We start from the raw sequence: 18,283 nt of genomic DNA on the forward strand, positions 1-18,283 counted from the left end.
ACGGCCAGTGCCCCCGGTTCCGGCAGTGCGCACAGTCCGGGCAGCACGGCCGGTCTCAGCAGCACGCCCAATCCCGGCAACGCGCACAGTCCAGGCAACGACGCGCCCGGTCTCGGCAATGCGCCCGGTCTCGGCAATGCACCAGGTCTGGACAGCGTGTCCAGTCTCGGCAGCACGCCCGGTCCCAGCAATGCGGCCAGCCCCAGCAGCATGCCCGATCCCGACAATGCGCGCGATCCTGGCAGCGCCGCCAGTCCCGACAGCACACCCGGTCCCGACAATGCACCTGGTCCTGGCCATTCGCCCGATTCTGGCAGCACGCCCAGTCTGAGCAGCATGCCCGATCCCGGTAGCACACCCAATCCCGGCAAGGCACCCAATCCCGGCAGCACGGTCAGTCCAAGCAACGACGCGCCCGGTCTCGGCGGTGCGCACAGTCTCGACAGCATGCCCGGTCCCGGCAGCACCGCTAGTCCCAGCAATGCGGCCAGTCCCAGCAGCACGTCCGACCCCGGCAACGCCGCCAGTCCCGCCAGTGCGCACAGTCTCGACAGCGCGGCCAGACCCGGCAGTGCGCCCGGTCTCGACAGCATCCCCGATCACGGCAGCACGGCTGGTCCCAGCAATGCGGCCAGTCCGAGCAGCGCGCCCGATCCCGACAACGCGCCCAATCCCGGCAGCACGGCCAGTCCCGGCAATACGGCCAGTCCCGGCAGCACGGCCAGTCCCGACAGTGCCCCCGTTTCCGGCAGTGCGCACAGTACCGACAGCACACCCGGTCCCGGCGATGCACCCGGTCCTGGCAATTCGCCCGATTCTGGCAGCACACCAAGTCTGAGCAGCATGCCCGATCCCGGCAGCGCCGCCGGTGCGGGCAGTGCGCCCAATCCGGACAGTGCGCAAAGTCTCGACAGTGCGGCCAGTCCCAGCAGTGCGCCCGGTCTCGACAGCATGCCCAGTCCCGGCAGCACCGCCGGTCCCACCAATGCGGCCAGTCCGAGCAGCACACCCGACCCCGACAACGCGCCCGATCCCGGCAGTGCGCACAGTAGCGATAGTGCGCGTCCTGGTGGGGCGGCGGATACTGGCGAGAGTCCGAGTCCTGGGCAGTCGGTGCACGGCACTACAGCGGGAGGGATGGCGGGGCAGTCGACGACTAGTACGTCGAGCGGGGTGGACGCGGCGGATAGCGCCGGATACTCGGGGGTGTTTCCGTCGGGCGCGCGAACCCGACGGGGCGAGGATGGTGAGCACAAGTCGGCCAGGTACCTGCGCACCGAGGAGCACGGTGCGGAGCTCATCGGCGAGGTGGAGAAGACCGTGCCGCCCGTACTCGGGGCGCAATGATGACGCAGTGGACCTTGTCCGCCGAGCAGTTCGCGGCGGCCTGGTTCGGCACCGGCCTGGATCGCATGCCCTTTCCGTTCCGTTTCACCAGCCGCTTTCCCGGACTCCACGAATATCGCGCCTACCAGCGGCAATTCCGCGCGGAGCTGGCCAGTGAAGACAATGCGCCGCTGCAGCGCGCGATCGGGGTGCTCGCCAAACCCGAGTGGCGCATCGAGCTGTTCGGCATCGATAACACGCGCGGCGCGATCGAACTGCGTGCCATCGGCTGCGCCACCCGCACCGGGCCAGGCGTCATCGCGCTACAGGCGCCCGCACCGGATGGCGGCAAGGTTCGGCTGCGTCGCGTCCGCGTCGACCAACTCGCCACCGAACTGATCCGCCTGCTCCCCGATCCCGCACCCGGCACCGCGGCCGAAAAGAGTTATCTCCTCGACGATCTCAACGACGACCGCCCCGACCTCTTCGGCAACTCCCCGGCCCGCGCCATCCAGGATCGCTACCGCCGCTTCTGGCGCCAACCCTGCGATACCAGCGGCGCCGTCACCGTCCTTGTCGGCCCCCGCAATGCCGAACCCCTGCGCACCGGAAAGCTTCGCTGGATCGACACCAAGACCGGCCGCTACTGCGAAGTCCCCGCCAACCGCGCCCTCATGATCCGCCCATGCACCGGCGCCGACATCACCCGCTACCTCGACGACTCCATCGTCCGAGCCAAAGCCCGCGTCGACCAATAGAACTCGGCGCATTCAGAGCTGTCGCATACCCAGTGACTACCTCGCACAGGCTATACCTTGTGCGAGGTAGTCGCTGGGTATGCGACAGCACCGGGGCGGGCGGCGGAGAGGTGGGCGGAGACGAGGGTGTGGAGGAGGGAGTCGAGGTCGAGCCAGGGGAAGCTGGGGCGGTCTTGGCGCAGGGTGATCAGGCCGTGCATGGCTGCCCAGAGGCAGGTCGCGGTGGCGGTGGGGTCGGTGCTGCCGCAGGCTTCGGCCGCATCGGCCAGGAGTCGGAAGAGCGGTAGGCCGGGCATTTGGGCATCGGTGGGCTCCCAACCCGGAGTGCCTGCCGTGCCGAACAGCACGCGGTAGTGGCCCGGATTCTGTAGGCCGTATTCGCAATAGGCGCGGCATATTTCGGCGAGGCGGGTGGGTCCGTCCGCCGACGAGGCGACCGACAGCGCCGCCGCCAATTCGGCGAAGCGGACTTCGTATACCGCGGTCAGCAACTCCCGTCGGTCGGCGAAGTGCAGGTACACACTCTGCGGCGCGATTCCCGCCGCCCGCGCGACCGCGCGCAGCGAGAGTGATTCCTGGCCGTCCAACGTTTCCAGCAGGCGGCTGGCCGCCGCCACGAGTTCCTCGCGCAGGCGGCCGCCTTCGCCGCGGCGGTTGCGATCTCGCGCGGTGGTTTTCTTCGCCGTCACCTTGACAGGTTAACAAGACAGGTGTCAACTGACAATTATCAGTAGACAACTGTCTTGTTAGGAAATCCCATGTCGGTCACCGTGACTCGCATCGTCCACGCCAGTGTCCTGCTCGACTTCGGCGGCGCCAGGATCCTCACCGATCCGTGGCTGTCCGAACGCCGCTTCTACTACCAGGGCGAGCCGCGCAGCATCGCCACCGCCGCCGATCTCCCGGAACTCGCTGGCATCGTGATCAGCCACGCCCACTACGATCACTGCGATCTCGGGGCGCTACAGAGCTACCCGGATAAGAATGTGCCCTTCGCCGTCGTGCGTGGCCTCGCAAAACAGATGCGAGCAGCGGGATTTCGCAATGTCGTCGAGTTGGACCCCTGGCAGACAACACATCTCGGCCCGGTCGAAGTGACAGCGACGCCCGCCAGCCATGGCATCCCGGAAGTGACCTTCGTGCTGCGCGCCGACGGCCACAGCGTCTTCTTCGGCGCGGACACCCTCCGCATCGCCGAACTCGACGAAATCGCCGATCACTACAAGGATTTGGATCTGGCCCTACTCCCCATCAACGGCCTGCGCATCCGCCCGGCCTTCAACCATCAGGTCGTCATGGACGCGACCGAAGCCGCCGACCTCACCCGCGCCCTACACCCCCGCCTCGCCGTACCCATCCACTACGCCTTCACCAGCGGCCCCCTCGGCGATCGTCTGATAACAAAGTCCATCCGCAACCGCCCCGACCTCTACCGCGACGCCACCGCCGACGTGGCCCCCGATACGACAGTCCACATACTCGAACCCGGCCAGCAGCTGCCCCTCTGAACCGAGCCGATCACTGGCCAAACAAGCCGAAACCAATCCAACTCGCCGAAGCGATCGGACGGTGGACGCACAGACAACCGAAGAAGAATCGGCACAGATACGTGATCGATTGCACGACAAGCTATTCGCGGCGGCGAACCCGTACCGACCGGTGTGCTGCCGATAACGTGCCGCTACGAAACACCGTGCGCACGCTCGGATAGCTTCGAGTACATCACCGACGGATGCATGCATGACTGGAAACTCCCCCAAGCGAATTCGCCTGGGAACCCGAGCGCACCGCGACCGAATTCCCAGGCGAACACAGGCTCAGCCGAGCAGATGCCAATCCTCGAGCCCGTTGTAGAGCGGCAGCTCCCGAGCCAGCTTGGTGACGCGAGCACGCAGCGCGTCGACATCGGAGCCGCCCGCCAGTGCGGTGGCGATGATGTCGGCGACCTCGGTGAATTCGGCATCTCCGAAGCCACGGGTGGCCAGCGCGGCGGTGCCGATGCGCAGTCCGGAGGTGACCATCGGCGGGCGCGGGTCGAACGGAACGGCATTGCGGTTCACCGTGATTCCGATTTCGTGCAGCAGATCCTCGCCCTGCTGACCGTCGATCTCGGAGTTGCGCAGGTCGACGAGCACCAGGTGCACGTCGGTGCCGCCGGTGAGCACGCTGATGCCCTTGTCCTTGACATCCGTGCCGCCGAGCCGCTCGGCCAGAATCTTCGCACCGGACAGGGTGCGCTCCTGGCGTTCCTTGAATTCGGCACTCGCCGCGATCTTGAATGCGACGGCCTTCGCGGCGATCACATGCATGAGCGGACCGCCCTGCTGGCCGGGGAACACCGAGCTGTTGAGCTTCTTGGCGTACTCCTGCTTGGCCAGGATCAAGCCGGAGCGCGGACCACCGAGGGTCTTGTGCACGGTGGAGGACACCACATCGGCGTAGGGCACCGGCGAAGGATGCAGACCGGCCGCGACCAGACCGGCGAAGTGCGCCATATCGACCCACAGCTTCGCGCCGACCTCATCGGCGATCTCCCGGAACGCCGCGAAGTCCTGGTGCCGCGGGTAGGCGGACCAACCGGCGACGATAACCTTCGGGCGCGAGCTGAGCGCGGTCTTGCGCAGCTCCTCCATATCGATGCGGTGGTCTTCCTTGCTGACCCCGTAGGAGTGCACCTCGTAGAGCTTGCCGGAGAAGTTCAGCCGCATGCCGTGGGTGAGGTGACCGCCGTGCGCGAGATCGAGGCCGAGCAGCCGGTCGCCTGGCTCCATCAGCGCCATCAGCACCGCGGCATTCGCTTGCGCGCCGGAATGCGGCTGCACATTGGCGAATTCGGCGCCGAAGAGTTCCTTGGCGCGATCGCGGGCGAGGGTCTCGACGACGTCGACGTGTTCGCAGCCACCGTAGTAGCGACGGCCGGGGTAGCCCTCGGCGTACTTGTTGGTGAGCACGCTGCCCTGCGCCTGCAGCACCGCGCGCGGCACGAAGTTCTCCGAGGCGATCATCTCGAGGGTGTCGCGTTCGCGGGCGAGTTCGCCTGCCATCGCGGCAGCGAGCTCCGGATCGAGCTCACCGAGGGATTGGGTATTGACAGAGGCGGTCGTCTGCGTCACCCGGTCGAGTCTATTGGCCGTCCGCGCCGCGCCGATCAGGGGGTTCTGTGTCTCGGTATGCATCGCAACCTCCGTGGTCCTGGTGCCAAGGAGTGCGCACCCCAAGGCCCATGAGCCCGGCACCCAGGCGCGCGGTGCGGGGCGAGGGTGCTTCCCGGTGGTTGCTTCCACCTCGAGTGCGCCAGTCGCGGTCCGATCATCTTATCCAGGGGTCTGTGACGAGCCGAGATCCGTCAAGCCCCGGGTACGGCGGACCGCAACAGGGCGGTGAGGTGGACTTGCGCATCGTCGAGCGGCCGGGTCGATTTCAGCGCCCGGGATTGAATGATGGCGCCCTCCAGCGCACTGATGACGAATCCGGCCAGCGACCGCGCCTGCTCGGCCGATAAACCGTTGTCGCGCAAGGCTTTTGCGAGCTGATCGGTCCAGTCGATGAATACGGTGCCCGCGGCCGCCTGCACCCGCGGTTCGGATTCGGCGAGTGCGGCGCCGACGATCGGGCAGCCCGTGGTGAACTCGGACTTTTCGAGTGTGCGCTGCCACCATCCGATGAGCGCGGCGATCCACTGCTCGGCGGTCCCTGAGCCGGTGATCTTGTCCATCACCGCGGCGAGACGCTCACCCGCCGTCTTGGTCGCGACCTCGACCAGCTCACCCTTGCCGGATGGAAAGTGCTGGTAGAGCGAGTTACGGGAGGCGCGGCCGCGTTCCAACAGGGCGGCGAGCCCGGCGGCGTGCACCCCCTGTTCGCGCACCAGATCGATGGCGCTCTCGATCAATCGGTCGCGCGGCCCCGGTGTCATGGCCATCCTCCTTTGCTTGCGTGAACCGATCGGTCCATGCTCCAATCATGACAGATGTGAACCGATCGGTTCATCGAAAGGACAGATTTTCATGAGTGCACCGACCGATCTGGCGCAGCTTTCTGGACTCGAACTGCTGCGCACCGCGATGACGACCGACGAGCGGCCACCGTTCATCGGCGACCTGCTCGGCATGGAGGTCGAGGAGCTCGACTTCGGCAAGGCGGTCTTCGGGCTGCGGACCAGGGCCGATTTCGCCAATCCACTCGGCACTACGCACGGCGGCATTTGCGCTACCCTGCTCGATTCGGTGATGGGTTGTGCGGTGCACACCACGCTCGATGCCGGTGTCGGCTACACCACCTTGGAACTGAAGATCAACTACATCCGCGCGGTACCGACCGACGGCCGTCGCCTGATCGCGACCGGCACCACCATCCACGTCGGCCGCACTACCGCGACCGCCGAGGGGCGCGTCGTGGACGAGCAGGGCAAGTTGGTCGCGCACGGCTCCACGACCTGCGTCATCTTCCGCTGAAGGAGCACAGCTATGGGTCGACGCAGCACTGAAGCCGCCGCGCGCAAGTTCCGTCGGGAACGATTCATCGGGCGCTACCTCGCCAATCCCGCTGTCGGACTGCTCGATCGGATCGGCATCCGCTCCTCGATGCTCGCCGAGTTGGAGACCATCGGCGCCAAATCCGGTCAGCCGCGTCGCGTGCCGGTCACCGTTTCGATCGACGACGAGGGCGCATGGCTGATCTCCCAGCACGGCCACCGCGCGGGCTGGGCCCGCAATATCGCGGCGAATCCGCAGGTCCGGCTGCGACAGGGCCAGCGCTGCTACACCGGCACCGCGGCCTTCGTCCCCGATGACGATGTGGTCGCCCGCGCACGGTCCTTCGCCAAGAGCAGCGCCGCCGAATCGGCCACGGCTTGGACGATCAAGGCGCTGGAATCCGACCCCATCTCGGTCCGCATCACCTTCACCGCAGGCTGAGGATGCATTCACGCTCGCCGAACGGGGCACGCGAGAGCGCAGTATCCAAGTGCACACCCGTTGTGGCGCACGGTGCGCGTTCCGCCCGGCTGCCGAGGCCGTCGCATTGCTGTCCGAGTTGGGGCCGCGGCCCGGTGACAGCACTCACCCCTGTACCGGGTGTTCACCGCGAACCGCTTGCCGACCCGGCGCGCGGCACCGTGCGCGAGCGCTCTGACGATCACTTCCGGCAGCAGCCGCAGGTCGAGCACGCCCACTGTGCCGGGGGCGCAAGTTCTTGGGGATAGACCGGCGTTAACGCCAGGGCCCGCGCCACCGGTTTCACTGGCGAGATTGTCCACGCCACGACCCCGAGGAAAAGCCATGCTGAACCTGGTCTCGATCCCCACCTCCCCGCTCGATGCCCTACTGCGCACCCTGTCCCAGTTGATCTGCACCATCTCGAGCGGTGGCGGCTGCGCCGTCATCCAGTAATCACATGGCCCGGAGCGCGCCGGGGGTGAGGGGTTCGTCGAGGAGGCGGCGGAAACGGTCGGCACGGTCGTCGGCGTCGACGGCGCGGTCCAACCAGCTACCGAGCAGGCGGTAACCCTCGACATAGGTGCTGATGTAGGCGCGCCAGAGCGGTGAGGACAGGAAGCGCAGGGATTGGCGGGCGCGTTCCTGGGTGGTCAGGCTCCAGCGCTGCAGGAATTCGGCCACTTCATCGGCATCGCGGCGCCGATCGTGCAGCAGCAGTGCGGCGTCCTGCCTGACCCCGAGCAACTTCGCCGAGGCAGTCGAAAGCTGTTCGGCGCGTTCGCCTTCGAAACGCAGACCGAGATCGGCGTAGATCTCCTGCGCCCACTTGCCCCAACCGGCTCCGACGATCGAGCGCAGCGCCAGATCCGCCAGCCCCTCCGCCATCAGGCACTGCGGGGTATTCACCAGGAACAGTGTCTGCTCGGCCTGGCCGTTCGCGACCAGACCGGCCTCCTTGCGGCAGTGTTCGGTGTGATGTCCCGGATAGGCCTCGTGCGCGATGAGGCCGGGCAGATGCGCCATATGCTGTTTGAGATCGGAGTTGATCGCCACCCGCGAGTGGTAGTTGCCCAGGTAGTAATTGAAGCCCGACCAGGGCTTATCCCCCACCACCTCATAGGTGACGTGCTCGTGGTCGGGCAGCGGATAGCGCTCGCGCACCCGTTCCCGCAACGCACTGGAGAACGCCTCGACGCACACACTCAACCGCTCCGGCGGAATCTCATCGGCCTTGCGGAATGCGGTCACCCGCTCGGCGAGCGGTCCGTCACCAGGCAGCACCTCGTCCATCAGGCGGTGCGCGTCGCGGTAGTCCTCGACATCACCGGGTGCGATATCGACATCGAAATACGCGCGCACCTCGTCGACGAACCCGATGTCGTCACCCGCGAACTTGCGACCCGAGCATTCCAGCGCGCGCAGGTGCACATCGAGGAATTCGGTCCGCTGCCGCGGCAATCCGGCCGCGGGCAGTTCCGCACGCAAGGCCGCCGCCCGCCGCGCCAACTCGCGCGGCTCGGGAGCGGGCGCGTTCTCCACCTCGCGACGCAGCGCCGGATCACCGGTATAGGCGTCGACGAAACCTTCCTCGAGCCGGTCGAATGCCAAGCCGAGCCGCAGGTACTCGGTCACGAGGGGATGCGCTTCCATGTCCGCCGACATTAGCCGCTGACGGCCATGTCATCGACCGGTTACCACCCCGTATCGGCACCCCGCGTTTCACACGATGTTGACGCAGAGCAGAATTCGGTTATGCGAGAGCTGGACCGAATCTCATACAGTCGGCGCGCGACGTATGCGTGTTTGTCTGAACGGAGTGTCGGGTAAGTGGCACGAATGAGCGAGCCGAGTCCCTATGTGGAATTCGACCGGAAACAGTGGCGGACCCTGCGTAAGTCGACTCCCCTGGTACTCACCGAGGAAGAACTGATCGGTCTTCGCGGCCTCGGCGAACAGATCGATCTGGAAGAGGTCGCCGAGGTCTACCTCCCGCTCGCTCGCCTCATTCACCTGCAGGTCGCCGCACGTCAGCGGCTATTCGCCGCGACCGCGACCTTTCTCGGGGAGACCCATCCCGATCAGCAGGTGCCATTCGTGATCGGTGTCGCGGGCAGTGTCGCGGTCGGTAAATCCACCACCGCCCGCGTACTCCAGGCCCTGCTCGCGCGATGGGATCACCATCCACGTGTGGATTTGGTCACAACAGACGGATTCCTATATCCGACCGCGGAACTGAATCGCCGCGGCATCATGCACCGCAAGGGTTTTCCGGAAAGTTACGACCGCCGCAAACTTCTGCGCTTCGTCACCGAAGTGAAATCCGGTGCGGCCGAAGTATGTGCGCCGGTGTATTCACATATCTCCTACGACATCGTGCCGGGCAAGTTCCACTGCGTGACTCAGCCCGACATTCTCATCGTGGAAGGTCTCAATGTGCTGCAGACCGGTCCGCGCTTGATGGTCTCGGATCTGTTCGACTTCTCGATCTACGTCGACGCGCGCATCGAGGACATCGAGAACTGGTATGTGCAACGGTTTCTCACCCTGCGCGAGACCGCCTTCGCCGATCCGAACGCGCATTTCCACCACTACGCGGGCTTCACCGACGACCAGGCGACGGCCGCCGCGAAAGAGATCTGGAACTCCACCAACCGGCCCAATCTGGTGGACAACATTCTGCCCACCCGTCCACGCGCGACGCTGGTGCTGCGCAAGGACGCCGACCACAGCATCAACCGGCTGCGGTTGCGCAAGCTCTAGCCGCAGCGTCACAGCTTCCAGGCGGCGTCCAACCGGGCGGCAACGTCGATATCGCGCACCGCGGCGATATGCGGTTTGCGGATTTCGGTGGCGAGATAGCGCGCGACGAAGCGTCGGATCTCGTGATCGACGCTGGCCAGGATGCGCAGCAGCTGTCCGCGTTTGGTGGCGATGGCCACATTGATGCGGACATCGCTCGGGCGCGGTTCGGCGATATCGATGATGACCCGCAGCGGTTCGGCCGTGCGCACGGTCAGATGCAGGTGGATATTGCCGTCGATGTGGAAGCGATGCCGGTCAACGGCGAGATCGAGCAGCAGATCGACATCGAGCGGAATGACCAGTTCGAAGGAGATGACCTCGTCGACGAACCGTTGCAGTTTCGGCTCCCCGAGTTGCACTTGGGCGGCGACCTTCGCCAACTTGGCCGGCCCGACGCCGATCGGGCCGAAATCAAAGGCGGCACCGGTCAACTGGGCGAACGCACCGGAGATGCGCTGCTCCGAGGCGGCGTATTCCAGGAAGCGCCGACCGAATTCCTCATAGCCGATGTACGCCCCCTTCGGGGCTGGTACGGCACTCGTCGACTCGTCCACAAACCGGACGGTACGCGAATGTCGTTGCCTCAGATACCGAACCGGCGATGTCGAGCGGCGTAGTCGCGCAAGGCGCGCAGGAAGTCCACCCGTCGGAATTCCGGCCAGTACGCCTCGGTGAACCATATTTCCGAGTATGCGCTCTGCCACAGCAGAAACCCGGAAAGCCGCTGCTCACCGGAGGTTCGGATGACCAGATCGGGATCCGGCTGACCGGAGGTGTAGAGGTGCTGGCCGATGGAGTTCACCGATATCGACTGGACCAGGTCCTCGCCGGTCTCCCCCGCCGCGATCTCCTGGCGGACCAGCTTGCGGACCGCGTCCGCGATCTCCTGTCTACCGCCGTAGCCGACGGCGACATTCACGTGCACACCGTCGCGTCCGATGGTGCGTTCGGCCGCGGTGCGCAGCCGCTTGGCGACGAGTTCCGGGAAGCCGTCGAGCGTGCCGACGATGCGCACGCTCCAGTCCTGTTCGGGCGCGGACAGTTCCTCGACGACATCGGTGATCACCTCGAACAGGGTCTCCAGTTCGTCGGGATCGCGCTGCAGATTCTCGGTGGACAGCAGATAGACGGTCACCATCTCGATGCCCTCGTCCGCGCACCAGCCGACCAGTTCGGCGATTTTCAGCGCGCCGACCCGATGTCCGTGGCTCACATCGGTGAAACCGTTTTCTCTGGCCCAGCGCCGATTACCATCGCACATCACCGCGACGTGCCGAGGATGTTGTTTGCCGGCCAGCTGCTTGGACAGCCGCGCCTCGTAGATGCGGTATGGCAAACCACGCACCTGACTCGGAAGCTCCACGGCGACCAACCCTACGCCTCAGCGGCGCGATCCCGGCATCGACTGTGTCCGATCGCCGCGTGACGAACCACCGCAACTTACGATACCGTAGGTTACTGACGGGTATCACTAGGAGGTAACTCGTGTCCGAAATGGTCGACGCGACCGATGCGACGCCGGTGGCGATCCCGGGCACCTCGGCACTGCTCAAGCCGCGGATGCGGGGCTGGATTCACACCTGGGCGGTCGGCATCGCGGCAATCGCGGTGCTCGTATTGGTCTCGACAGCGGCAAATGTGTCGGCGACGGCAGGGTGGTCCACCCTGGTCTACGGGCTGACCGTATGCGGGTTGTTCGGCATCAGCGCCGTCTACCACCGGGTGACCTGGGCGACCGCGAAGGCGCGCATCCAGATGAAGCGCGCCGATCATTCGATGATCTTCCTGTTCATCGCGGGCAGCTATACGCCGTTCGCATTACTCGGCCTGCCGGGACGCACCGGACAGATACTGCTGCTGGTGGTGTGGCTCGGCGCACTGGCCGGGGTGGCATTGAAGCTGTTGTGGCCGACCGCTCCACGCTGGGTCGGGGTGCCGCTGTATCTGCTGCTGGGATGGGCGATCGTGCCGGTGGCCGGGCAGCTCAATACGAATATCGGGATCGCGCCACTGATCCTGTTGCTCATCGGTGGTCTGGTCTACAGCGGCGGCGCGATCCTCTACGCGACCAAGTGGCCGAACCCTTGGCCCATGGTCTTCGGCCACCACGAGTTCTTCCATGCCGCGACCGTGCTCGCCGCGCTGTGCCACTACGCCGCGATCTGGTTGGTCGTACTGCGCTGAGAACGTCCGGACCGCCACATCGGGTGCCCGGCACCTCCAGCGGGCAGGCCTAACATCGTGGACGTGCCGAATTGCCCTTTGCGGCAATAGAGTTGGGGACGGATCCGGATCCGGAAGATGGCGGGGCGATATGGCACAGCAGAGGATCGAGACCAGTGGAACGCAGGCCGTGCGCGAACGGGGGATCGGCTACCGCTGGGGCGTTGCGATGGCACAGCACCGGCGGATCGTCGTCGCGACGTGGTTGCTGCTGATCGCCGCGTGCGCGGTCGCCTACCCGCAGCTCAACGGCCGCTTGGAGGCCATGGAATTCCATGCCGACAAGGCGGAATCGACGCGGATCACCGAAGTGCTCGCGGCGCACTATCCCGATCTGGGAGCCGAGCAGCTTGCGCTGGTCTTCGATTCGGAGCAGCGGACCGTCGACGATCCGGCCTACCGGGCGATCGTGGAGCGCGCGGTCGCCGAGCTGCGCGGCGTGCCCGGCGTCCGAGTCGCGGTGGGGCCGTTCCAAGGCGATCAGAAGTCGCAGATCTCGGTGAGCAGGCATGCGGCGCTCGCGGTCATCGGAATCAACGGCTCGATTCCGGCGCGCGCGGAATTGGCTGGTGACCTGCAGGAACGCGCGGGGCACTTCGCAGGTGACGGGGTGAGCGTCGGGCTCACCGGCTTCTCACCGGTGCTGCGCGATCTGATGGAGATCGAGGTGACCGATTCCGGACAGGCCGAGGCGCTCGGCCTGCCGGTGGCGTTCGTGCTGCTCATCCTCGCGCTCGGCACGGTTGTCGCGGCATTGGTGCCGGTCATGGTGGCGTTGAGCGGACTGTTGCTCGCGTTCGGCGGCCTGTTTCTGCTGTCGCATGTGATGGCAACCAGTTCGCTGCTGCTCGCGGTCGCGACCATGATCGGCACCGGTATCGGGCTGGACTACGCGATGTTCGTGGTCAGCCGGTTCCGCGAAGAGCTCGCGAAGCCGGGTGGCAGTTCCGCGGCCGGTGTGGCACATGCCTGTGGGATCGCGATCGCCACGGCGGGTAAGACGATCGTCGCGTCCGGCTTCATCGTGATGATCTCGCTGTGCTCACTGGTGGTGGTGCGTGCGCCGGTGTTCCGCGGTATCGCGGTCGGCGTCGCGATCGCGGTCGTTGCCACGCTGACGGTTGCGCTCACGCTGCTGCCCGCGGTGCTGGCAATGCTCGGGCCGCGGGTCAATCGCGGTGCGCTGCCTCGGCGATGGCAGCCGTTGGAGACCAGGCCGGGAGCGGATGCCGATCCGGCCAGCGGGCGCTGGGCGCGGTGGAGTCGGATCGTGATGGCGCGGCCGGTGGTATTCGGTATCGCGGCCACGCTGGTGTTGCTGGTGGCGGCCGCGCCGCTGACCGGAATTCGCTACGGCATGGATATGGGCACCGCGGCGATGGGCGATACCGCGTCCGGCAAGGCGAGCAAGGTCGCCTCGGAGAATTTCGCGCCCGGACTGCTCGCGCCGATCACGATCGTGGTGACCGGTGCCGGTGACATGCCGCTGCCTGCCGCGGCGACCGGCGAGGTACAGAACTTCCTCACCGCGCTGCGCTCGGATGAGCGCATCGAACAGGTGCTGCCGATCCAGCGGGACGGGCGGATCTTCGCGATGGTGGTGGCCGAGACCGCATTCGATTCCACCGAAGCCGATCAACTCGTCCGAGAGATCCGCGACCGAGCCACCGCACTGCCCGGCGATGTGCTGGTCGGCGGTGCGACGGCGGAGTTCGCGGATATGTCCGACGAGATCACCGGGAAACTGCCACTGGTGGTCGCGCTGGTTCTATGCTGCTCGTTCGTGTTCCTCATCGCTGCCTTCCGCAGCATCGCGCTGCCGATCAAGGCAATAGTGATGAATCTGCTGGCCACCGGCGCGGCCCTCGGTATCACGGTGGCGGTGTTCCAGTGGGGACTCGGCGAATCACTGCTCGGATTCCACAGCACCGGGTTCATCCAGGTATTCCTGCCGACCATGGTCTTCGCGATCCTGTTCGGGCTGTCGATGGACTACGAGGTGTTCCTGATCCGCCGGATCAAGGAATTCTGGGAGAACTCCCCGGGCACCACGGCCGATAACGAAAACGCCGTGGCGGCCGGGCTACAGCACACGGCCCGTCCGATCAGCGCAGCGGCGGCGATCATGGTGGTGATCTTCGGCAGCTTCCTGACCGCGAGCGTGCTGGAGCTTAAACAGATCGGGTTGGCGCTCGCGGTGGCCATCGCGATCGACGCGGCACTGGTGCGATTGGTCTTGGTGCCCGCGCTGATGAAACTGTTCGGGACCTGGAACTGGTGGCTGCCCGGCTCGGGTGCGCCCGTGCGGGTCGGGGTCTCGGTGCGCACGCAGGCACCGGCGCAGGCTGGTTCCGCTCCGGATGTCAGGGCACCGTGATCACCAAGCTGGTTGTTTGGGCGCTGAAGGCGCGGTGGGGGTTGGCGGCGGTGGTGATCGCCGCGAATCTCGGTGGCCTCGCGGTGATCGTGACCGAGCTGTGGCTCAGTGGATTTTTCGGCCGGATCGGGGGTGACTGGCGCCGCACCATCGGGTTGGCGTCGATCTATCCGGTGCTGGGTTTCCTCGCCGGGGTCGGCCTCGCCGTGCGCGATCGGACCGTGTATTTCGGCTGGCTCGATGACGGACGCAAGCCGACCGTCGATGAGGCGCGACGACTGCTGCGCCTACCGATCGCGATCACCACCCGGGCGCTGGCGATATGGCTGCCCGGCGTGATCGTGGCGGCCTCGATGCTCTCGCATCTATCCGAACACAACAGTGCGGCGGTGACCACGGCGCTGTTCACCCTGGGCGCGCTGCAATCGGCCGGATTCACCTTCCTGATCGTCGACAGGCTGATCCGCCCGACCATTCCGGTGGTGTCGAGGGTGCTCGGCCCCACCGCGCACTGGAGTTCCTCGGTGCTGATGCGGGTCGTGATGACCTGGGCGGTGGCCGGTGCGATGCCGCTGCTCATGCTGATCACGGTGCTCGCCGATCCGGCCTCCGGCGCACCGGACCGCGTCCGCGCCGCCATCTACCTCTCCATTGTCGGCATCGGATCCGGCGCGCTGGCGACCGCGATCCTGGCCCGTTCGGTCGCGACGCCGATGCTCACACTGCGCCGGGCGCTCGATCGGATCACGAAGGGCGAGTTCGATGTTCGGGTTCCGGTCGGCAGCACCAGCGAGATCGGGCGGCTGGAGAATTCGGTCAATGAACTCGCCGCCAATCTGCGCGAACGCGAGCGGATGCGCGATGTATTCGGCCGTCACGTCGGCGCGGAGGTGGCCGAGCGGGCATTGGCGGGCGGGGTCGATCTGACCGGCGATGTACGCGAAGTATCGGCGCTGTTCGTCGATGTCACCGGATCCGTAGAGTTGTCCAGCGGTCTGACGCCGCACGATTTCGTGGCCAAGCTCAATCGACTGCTCACGATCGTGGTCGCGGCGACCGAGGAGAACAACGGACTGGTCAACAAGTTCGAAGGCGATGCGGCGCTGTGCATCTTCGGTGCGCCGATCGCGTTGCGCGACAACGCGACACCTGCCCTGCGAGCAGCGCGGCGCATTCGCGACGAGGTCACCGCCACCGGCGAACTCGACATCGGCATCGGCGTCGCGCGCGGGCGGGTATTCGCGGGCGATATCGGCTCCGATACCCGGTTGGAGTACACGGTGATCGGCGATGCGGTCAATGAGGCGGCACGGCTTACCACCGAAGCGAAGGAGGTGCCACGCCGAATCCTGGTGAGCGGTGCGGTCATCGATGCGGCAGCCGAGCACGAGCGCGCGAAATGGGTTCTCTACGACAACATTCTGCTGCGCGGAATGCCCGAACCCACCGCCTGCTGGACCGATGTCGAAGCCGCCCCGACAGCCATCGGCACCGAGCCCGATACCGATGCGGGCGACATCAGTGCGATCGCCGAAGTACGGACCGCGACAACCGAATCCCCCTCGCAGAACCGCTGACCGCCGGATCGCGGTGACGCGCAGTGCCTGGGGCCGACTATCGCCTGACGCATACCAGACGATGTCCTTGCACGCCGCGCCCTGCGCGCGACGCGTAACCTCCGCCCGGCACGCAAACTGCCCTCGGCACGCAATCGGTGTGCGAAGAACTCGGTGCGCGGTCGCGCCGGGCTAGGGGCGGTTCAGGGCGGCGCGGAGGTCGGGTGGGGTTGTTACTGGGAGGTCGCAGACCGAGCCGCGGCAGACGTAGGCGGCGGGGGCGTCGTTGACTGTGGAGCGGTCGGTCAGGAGGGGGACCGAGTTGGTGGCGGCGGCGATTATGACAGTGCCGCCGGGGGCCTCGGTGCGCGCGGTGGAGATCAATTCTGTTGCAGCGGTGGCGTTGTCGGGTAGGGCGATGGCTACTTGTAGGGGGCCGCGGAGGGCAGCTTCGGCTACGGTCAGCCATTGGCCTGCCGAGCGGGGCGCGCGGGCGAGGACGACGGCACCGCGTTGGAGGGTTTGGTCGGCCAGTTCGCGGTAGCGCAGGGCGGGTTCGGGAGCGCTGGTGGCGGCGGCCGTGAGGAGGGCTTCGGCTAACGCGGATGAACCTGCGGGGGTCGCACCGTCGATGGGATCGCGGGGACGGGCGACGAGGGTTTCGGCGTCGTCGGCGGTATCGAACCAGCTGCCGGGCGCGGTGGGGTCGGCGAAGTGTTGGATTGCCCGGTCCAGCAGGCGTTGTGCGTGTTCGAGCCAGTCGAGTCCGCCGGTGGCCTGGTGTAGCGCGAGCAGGCCGGTGGCCAGCCAGGCGTAGTCCTCCAGAACGCCTGGAGACGCGCCGACCGCACCACCGAGCGAGGCACGGCGCACCCGGCCGTCGACCACATGCTCGGCCAGCAGGAAGCGAGCACAGCGGGCCGCGGCTTCCACCCAATCATCTTGCCGCAGTGCGGAACCCGCCTCGGCAAGCGCGGTAATGGCGATGCCGTTCCAGGCGGTCACAACCTTGTCATCGCGGTCGGGCTGTGGGCGTCGCGCGCGGGCCTCGCGCAGTGTGGCGCGGACGCGTTCGAAGCGTTCACTGGCATCCCCGTTGCCGGACAACGCATCAGGATCGACATATCGGGTGAGCACCGAGGTGCCCTGTTCGAAGTTCCCAGCGGTGGTTACCCCGAAAACCTCTGCGGCCCAAGCACCTTCGATCGGACCGAGTTCGCCGATCAACTCGGCGGGTGTCCAAACATAGGTCGCGCCTTCGACACCCGGCCCACCCGGCTCCAAGTGGGTGTCGGCATCCAGCGCGGATGCGAATCCGCCGTGCTCGGTACCGAGATCGTCGAGAATGAACTGCACCGTCTCACGAGTAACCCTGTGCGCCAAAGAGTCTCGCTCAGGACCGCGACGAGCGAGATGCGCGTAAGCGCGCAGCAATTGCGCGTTGTCGTAGAGCATCTTCTCGAAATGCGGCACCAGCCAGGCGGCATCGACGGAGTAGCGGGCGAACCCACCACGCAACTGGTCGTAGATGCCACCGCGCGCCATAGCTTCGGCCGCACGGTTCACCACATCGAAAGTCGCGGCATCACCGGTGCGCTCCCAACTGCGCAGCAACCCTTCCAGCAGTGCCGACGGCGGAAACTTCGGCGCACCACCGAATCCACCGTGCTTATGGTCTTCATCGCGCAGCACCGCCGCGACCGCGTGATCGAGCAGTTCGGCCGAAATCGTCACATCGGCCTCGGGCAGCCCGGCGGCCTGCGCACGCAATGCGTCGGCCACCTGCGCGGAGGCCTTGTCCACCTCATCACGACGGTTGTTCCAGGTTTCGGTGATGGCCGTGAGCAACTGCGTGAACGACGGCATCCCGCCGCGCGGCACCTTCGGGTAGTAGGTGCCGCAGTAGAACGGTTCGCCGTCCGGTGTGAGGAAGCACGTCATCGGCCAGCCACCCTGACCGGTCATCGCGACCGTGGCATTCATATAGACCGCGTCCAGATCCGGCCGCTCCTCGCGATCCACCTTGATGCAGACGAAGTCCTCGTTCATCTGCGCCGCCGTCCGCGCATCCTCGAACGATTCGTGCGCCATCACATGACACCAGTGGCAGCTCGCGTATCCGACCGACAGCAGAATCGGCACATCCCGCGCACGCGCCGCCGCCAGGGCCGCCGGATCCCACTCCCGCCAATGCACCGGATTATCCGCATGCTGTCGCAGATACGGTGACGTCGCGTTACCCAGCAGGTTCACCATCTCAGCCTCTCACGTCCGCTCGAATCGGCCAGTCGAGGAGGTACCCGA

The 18,283-nt window shown here is 66.3% G+C and carries 17 protein-coding genes, 1 pseudogene and 1 riboswitch; of the genes and pseudogenes, 9 read left to right on the forward strand and 9 right to left on the reverse strand.

Annotated elements, in window-relative coordinates; genetic code table 11:
• Both NA5_RS15205 and NA5_RS15210 read right to left on the reverse strand, forming a co-directional pair.
• Positions 1-593, reverse strand: a pseudogene (locus NA5_RS15205) (hypothetical protein); the annotation flags it as partial.
• A 6-nt stretch (positions 594-599) separates the two neighbouring features.
• Entirely contained in the window at positions 600-1,022 is a 423-nt protein-coding gene (locus tag NA5_RS15210) for a hypothetical protein (protein WP_157110432.1), read from the reverse strand.
• Between the two features lie 115 nt (positions 1,023-1,137).
• Between NA5_RS15210 and NA5_RS40390 the strand changes: the two genes are divergently transcribed.
• Both NA5_RS40390 and NA5_RS15215 read left to right on the forward strand, forming a co-directional pair.
• On the forward strand, positions 1,138-1,347 hold the full coding sequence (locus NA5_RS40390; protein WP_157110433.1) for a hypothetical protein: 210 nt from the start codon (positions 1,138-1,140) through the stop codon (positions 1,345-1,347).
• Positions 1,347-2,084, forward strand: a complete 738-nt coding sequence (locus tag NA5_RS15215; RefSeq protein WP_062986303.1) for an ESX secretion-associated protein EspG — start codon at positions 1,347-1,349, stop codon at positions 2,082-2,084. Before NA5_RS40390 ends, NA5_RS15215 begins: the two co-directional genes overlap by 1 nt.
• Before the next feature lie 50 nt (positions 2,085-2,134).
• Here NA5_RS15215 and NA5_RS15220 read toward each other — a convergent pair whose 3' ends face one another.
• The gene (locus NA5_RS15220; RefSeq protein ID WP_062986305.1) at positions 2,135-2,773 is read right to left on the reverse strand and encodes a TetR/AcrR family transcriptional regulator; all 639 of its coding nucleotides are present in this window, start codon (positions 2,771-2,773) and stop codon (positions 2,135-2,137) included.
• Between the two features lie 69 nt (positions 2,774-2,842).
• On the opposite strand from NA5_RS15220, the gene NA5_RS15225 reads away from it, so the two are divergent.
• A complete protein-coding gene (locus tag NA5_RS15225; protein ID WP_062986308.1) occupies positions 2,843-3,592 on the forward strand; it encodes an MBL fold metallo-hydrolase in 750 nt (249 codons plus the stop codon).
• A gap of 309 nt (positions 3,593-3,901) precedes the next feature.
• On the opposite strand, the gene glyA is transcribed toward NA5_RS15225, so the two are convergent.
• Positions 3,902-5,197 (reverse strand): serine hydroxymethyltransferase, encoded by a 1,296-nt coding sequence (glyA, locus tag NA5_RS15230; RefSeq protein ID WP_062986574.1) that lies wholly within the window; start codon positions 5,195-5,197, stop codon positions 3,902-3,904.
• 114 nt (positions 5,198-5,311) lie between these two features.
• Positions 5,312-5,396: riboswitch (ZMP/ZTP riboswitch) on the reverse strand.
• Positions 5,397-5,430: 34 nt separating this feature from the next.
• Positions 5,431-6,000 carry a TetR/AcrR family transcriptional regulator gene (locus tag NA5_RS15235; protein ID WP_062986309.1) on the reverse strand — a complete coding sequence of 190 codons (570 nt, stop codon included), beginning with the start codon at positions 5,998-6,000 and terminating at the stop codon, positions 5,431-5,433.
• Positions 6,001-6,091: 91 nt separating this feature from the next.
• On the opposite strand from NA5_RS15235, the gene NA5_RS15240 reads away from it, so the two are divergent.
• Positions 6,092-6,538, forward strand: a complete 447-nt coding sequence (locus NA5_RS15240) for a PaaI family thioesterase (protein WP_062986576.1) — start codon at positions 6,092-6,094, stop codon at positions 6,536-6,538.
• 12 nt (positions 6,539-6,550) lie between these two features.
• The gene (locus NA5_RS15245; protein ID WP_062986312.1) at positions 6,551-7,000 is read left to right on the forward strand and encodes a nitroreductase family deazaflavin-dependent oxidoreductase; all 450 of its coding nucleotides are present in this window, start codon (positions 6,551-6,553) and stop codon (positions 6,998-7,000) included.
• Between the two features lie 474 nt (positions 7,001-7,474).
• Here NA5_RS15245 and NA5_RS15250 read toward each other — a convergent pair whose 3' ends face one another.
• The gene (locus NA5_RS15250) at positions 7,475-8,671 is read right to left on the reverse strand and encodes a hypothetical protein (RefSeq protein ID WP_062986578.1); all 1,197 of its coding nucleotides are present in this window, start codon (positions 8,669-8,671) and stop codon (positions 7,475-7,477) included.
• A 177-nt stretch (positions 8,672-8,848) separates the two neighbouring features.
• Here NA5_RS15250 and coaA point away from each other — a divergent pair, with 177 nt between their 5' ends.
• Positions 8,849-9,781 (forward strand): type I pantothenate kinase, encoded by a 933-nt coding sequence (gene coaA, locus NA5_RS15255; protein WP_062986313.1) that lies wholly within the window; start codon positions 8,849-8,851, stop codon positions 9,779-9,781.
• An 8-nt stretch (positions 9,782-9,789) separates the two neighbouring features.
• On the opposite strand, the gene NA5_RS15260 is transcribed toward coaA, so the two are convergent.
• Positions 9,790-10,377 carry a hypothetical protein gene (locus NA5_RS15260; protein ID WP_062986314.1) on the reverse strand — a complete coding sequence of 196 codons (588 nt, stop codon included), beginning with the start codon at positions 10,375-10,377 and terminating at the stop codon, positions 9,790-9,792.
• A 29-nt stretch (positions 10,378-10,406) separates the two neighbouring features.
• Positions 10,407-11,195 (reverse strand): isoprenyl transferase, encoded by a 789-nt coding sequence (locus tag NA5_RS15265; protein ID WP_084484156.1) that lies wholly within the window; start codon positions 11,193-11,195, stop codon positions 10,407-10,409.
• A gap of 122 nt (positions 11,196-11,317) precedes the next feature.
• Here NA5_RS15265 and trhA point away from each other — a divergent pair, with 122 nt between their 5' ends.
• The 3 genes from trhA (at position 11,318) to NA5_RS15280 (ending at position 16,000) form a co-directional block, all read left to right on the forward strand.
• Positions 11,318-12,007, forward strand: coding sequence for a PAQR family membrane homeostasis protein TrhA (gene trhA, locus NA5_RS15270; protein ID WP_062986316.1), 690 nt, complete (start codon positions 11,318-11,320; stop codon positions 12,005-12,007).
• Between the two features lie 130 nt (positions 12,008-12,137).
• Entirely contained in the window at positions 12,138-14,423 is a 2,286-nt protein-coding gene (locus NA5_RS15275) for an MMPL family transporter (protein ID WP_063813412.1), read from the forward strand.
• Positions 14,420-16,000 carry an adenylate/guanylate cyclase domain-containing protein gene (locus tag NA5_RS15280; RefSeq protein ID WP_084484175.1) on the forward strand — a complete coding sequence of 527 codons (1,581 nt, stop codon included), beginning with the start codon at positions 14,420-14,422 and terminating at the stop codon, positions 15,998-16,000. Before NA5_RS15275 ends, NA5_RS15280 begins: the two co-directional genes overlap by 4 nt.
• Positions 16,001-16,171: 171 nt before the next feature.
• Here the strand turns inward: NA5_RS15280 and NA5_RS15285 are convergent, their stop codons facing one another.
• Positions 16,172-18,232: a thioredoxin domain-containing protein gene (locus NA5_RS15285; protein ID WP_371856422.1), complete on the reverse strand. Its 2,061-nt coding sequence runs from the start codon at positions 18,230-18,232 to the stop codon at positions 16,172-16,174.
• Between the last annotated feature and the right edge of the window lie 51 nt (positions 18,233-18,283).

It is taken from the genome of Nocardia anaemiae NBRC 100462 (assembly GCF_001612725.1).
Lineage (GTDB): Bacteria > Actinomycetota > Actinomycetes > Mycobacteriales > Mycobacteriaceae > Nocardia > Nocardia anaemiae.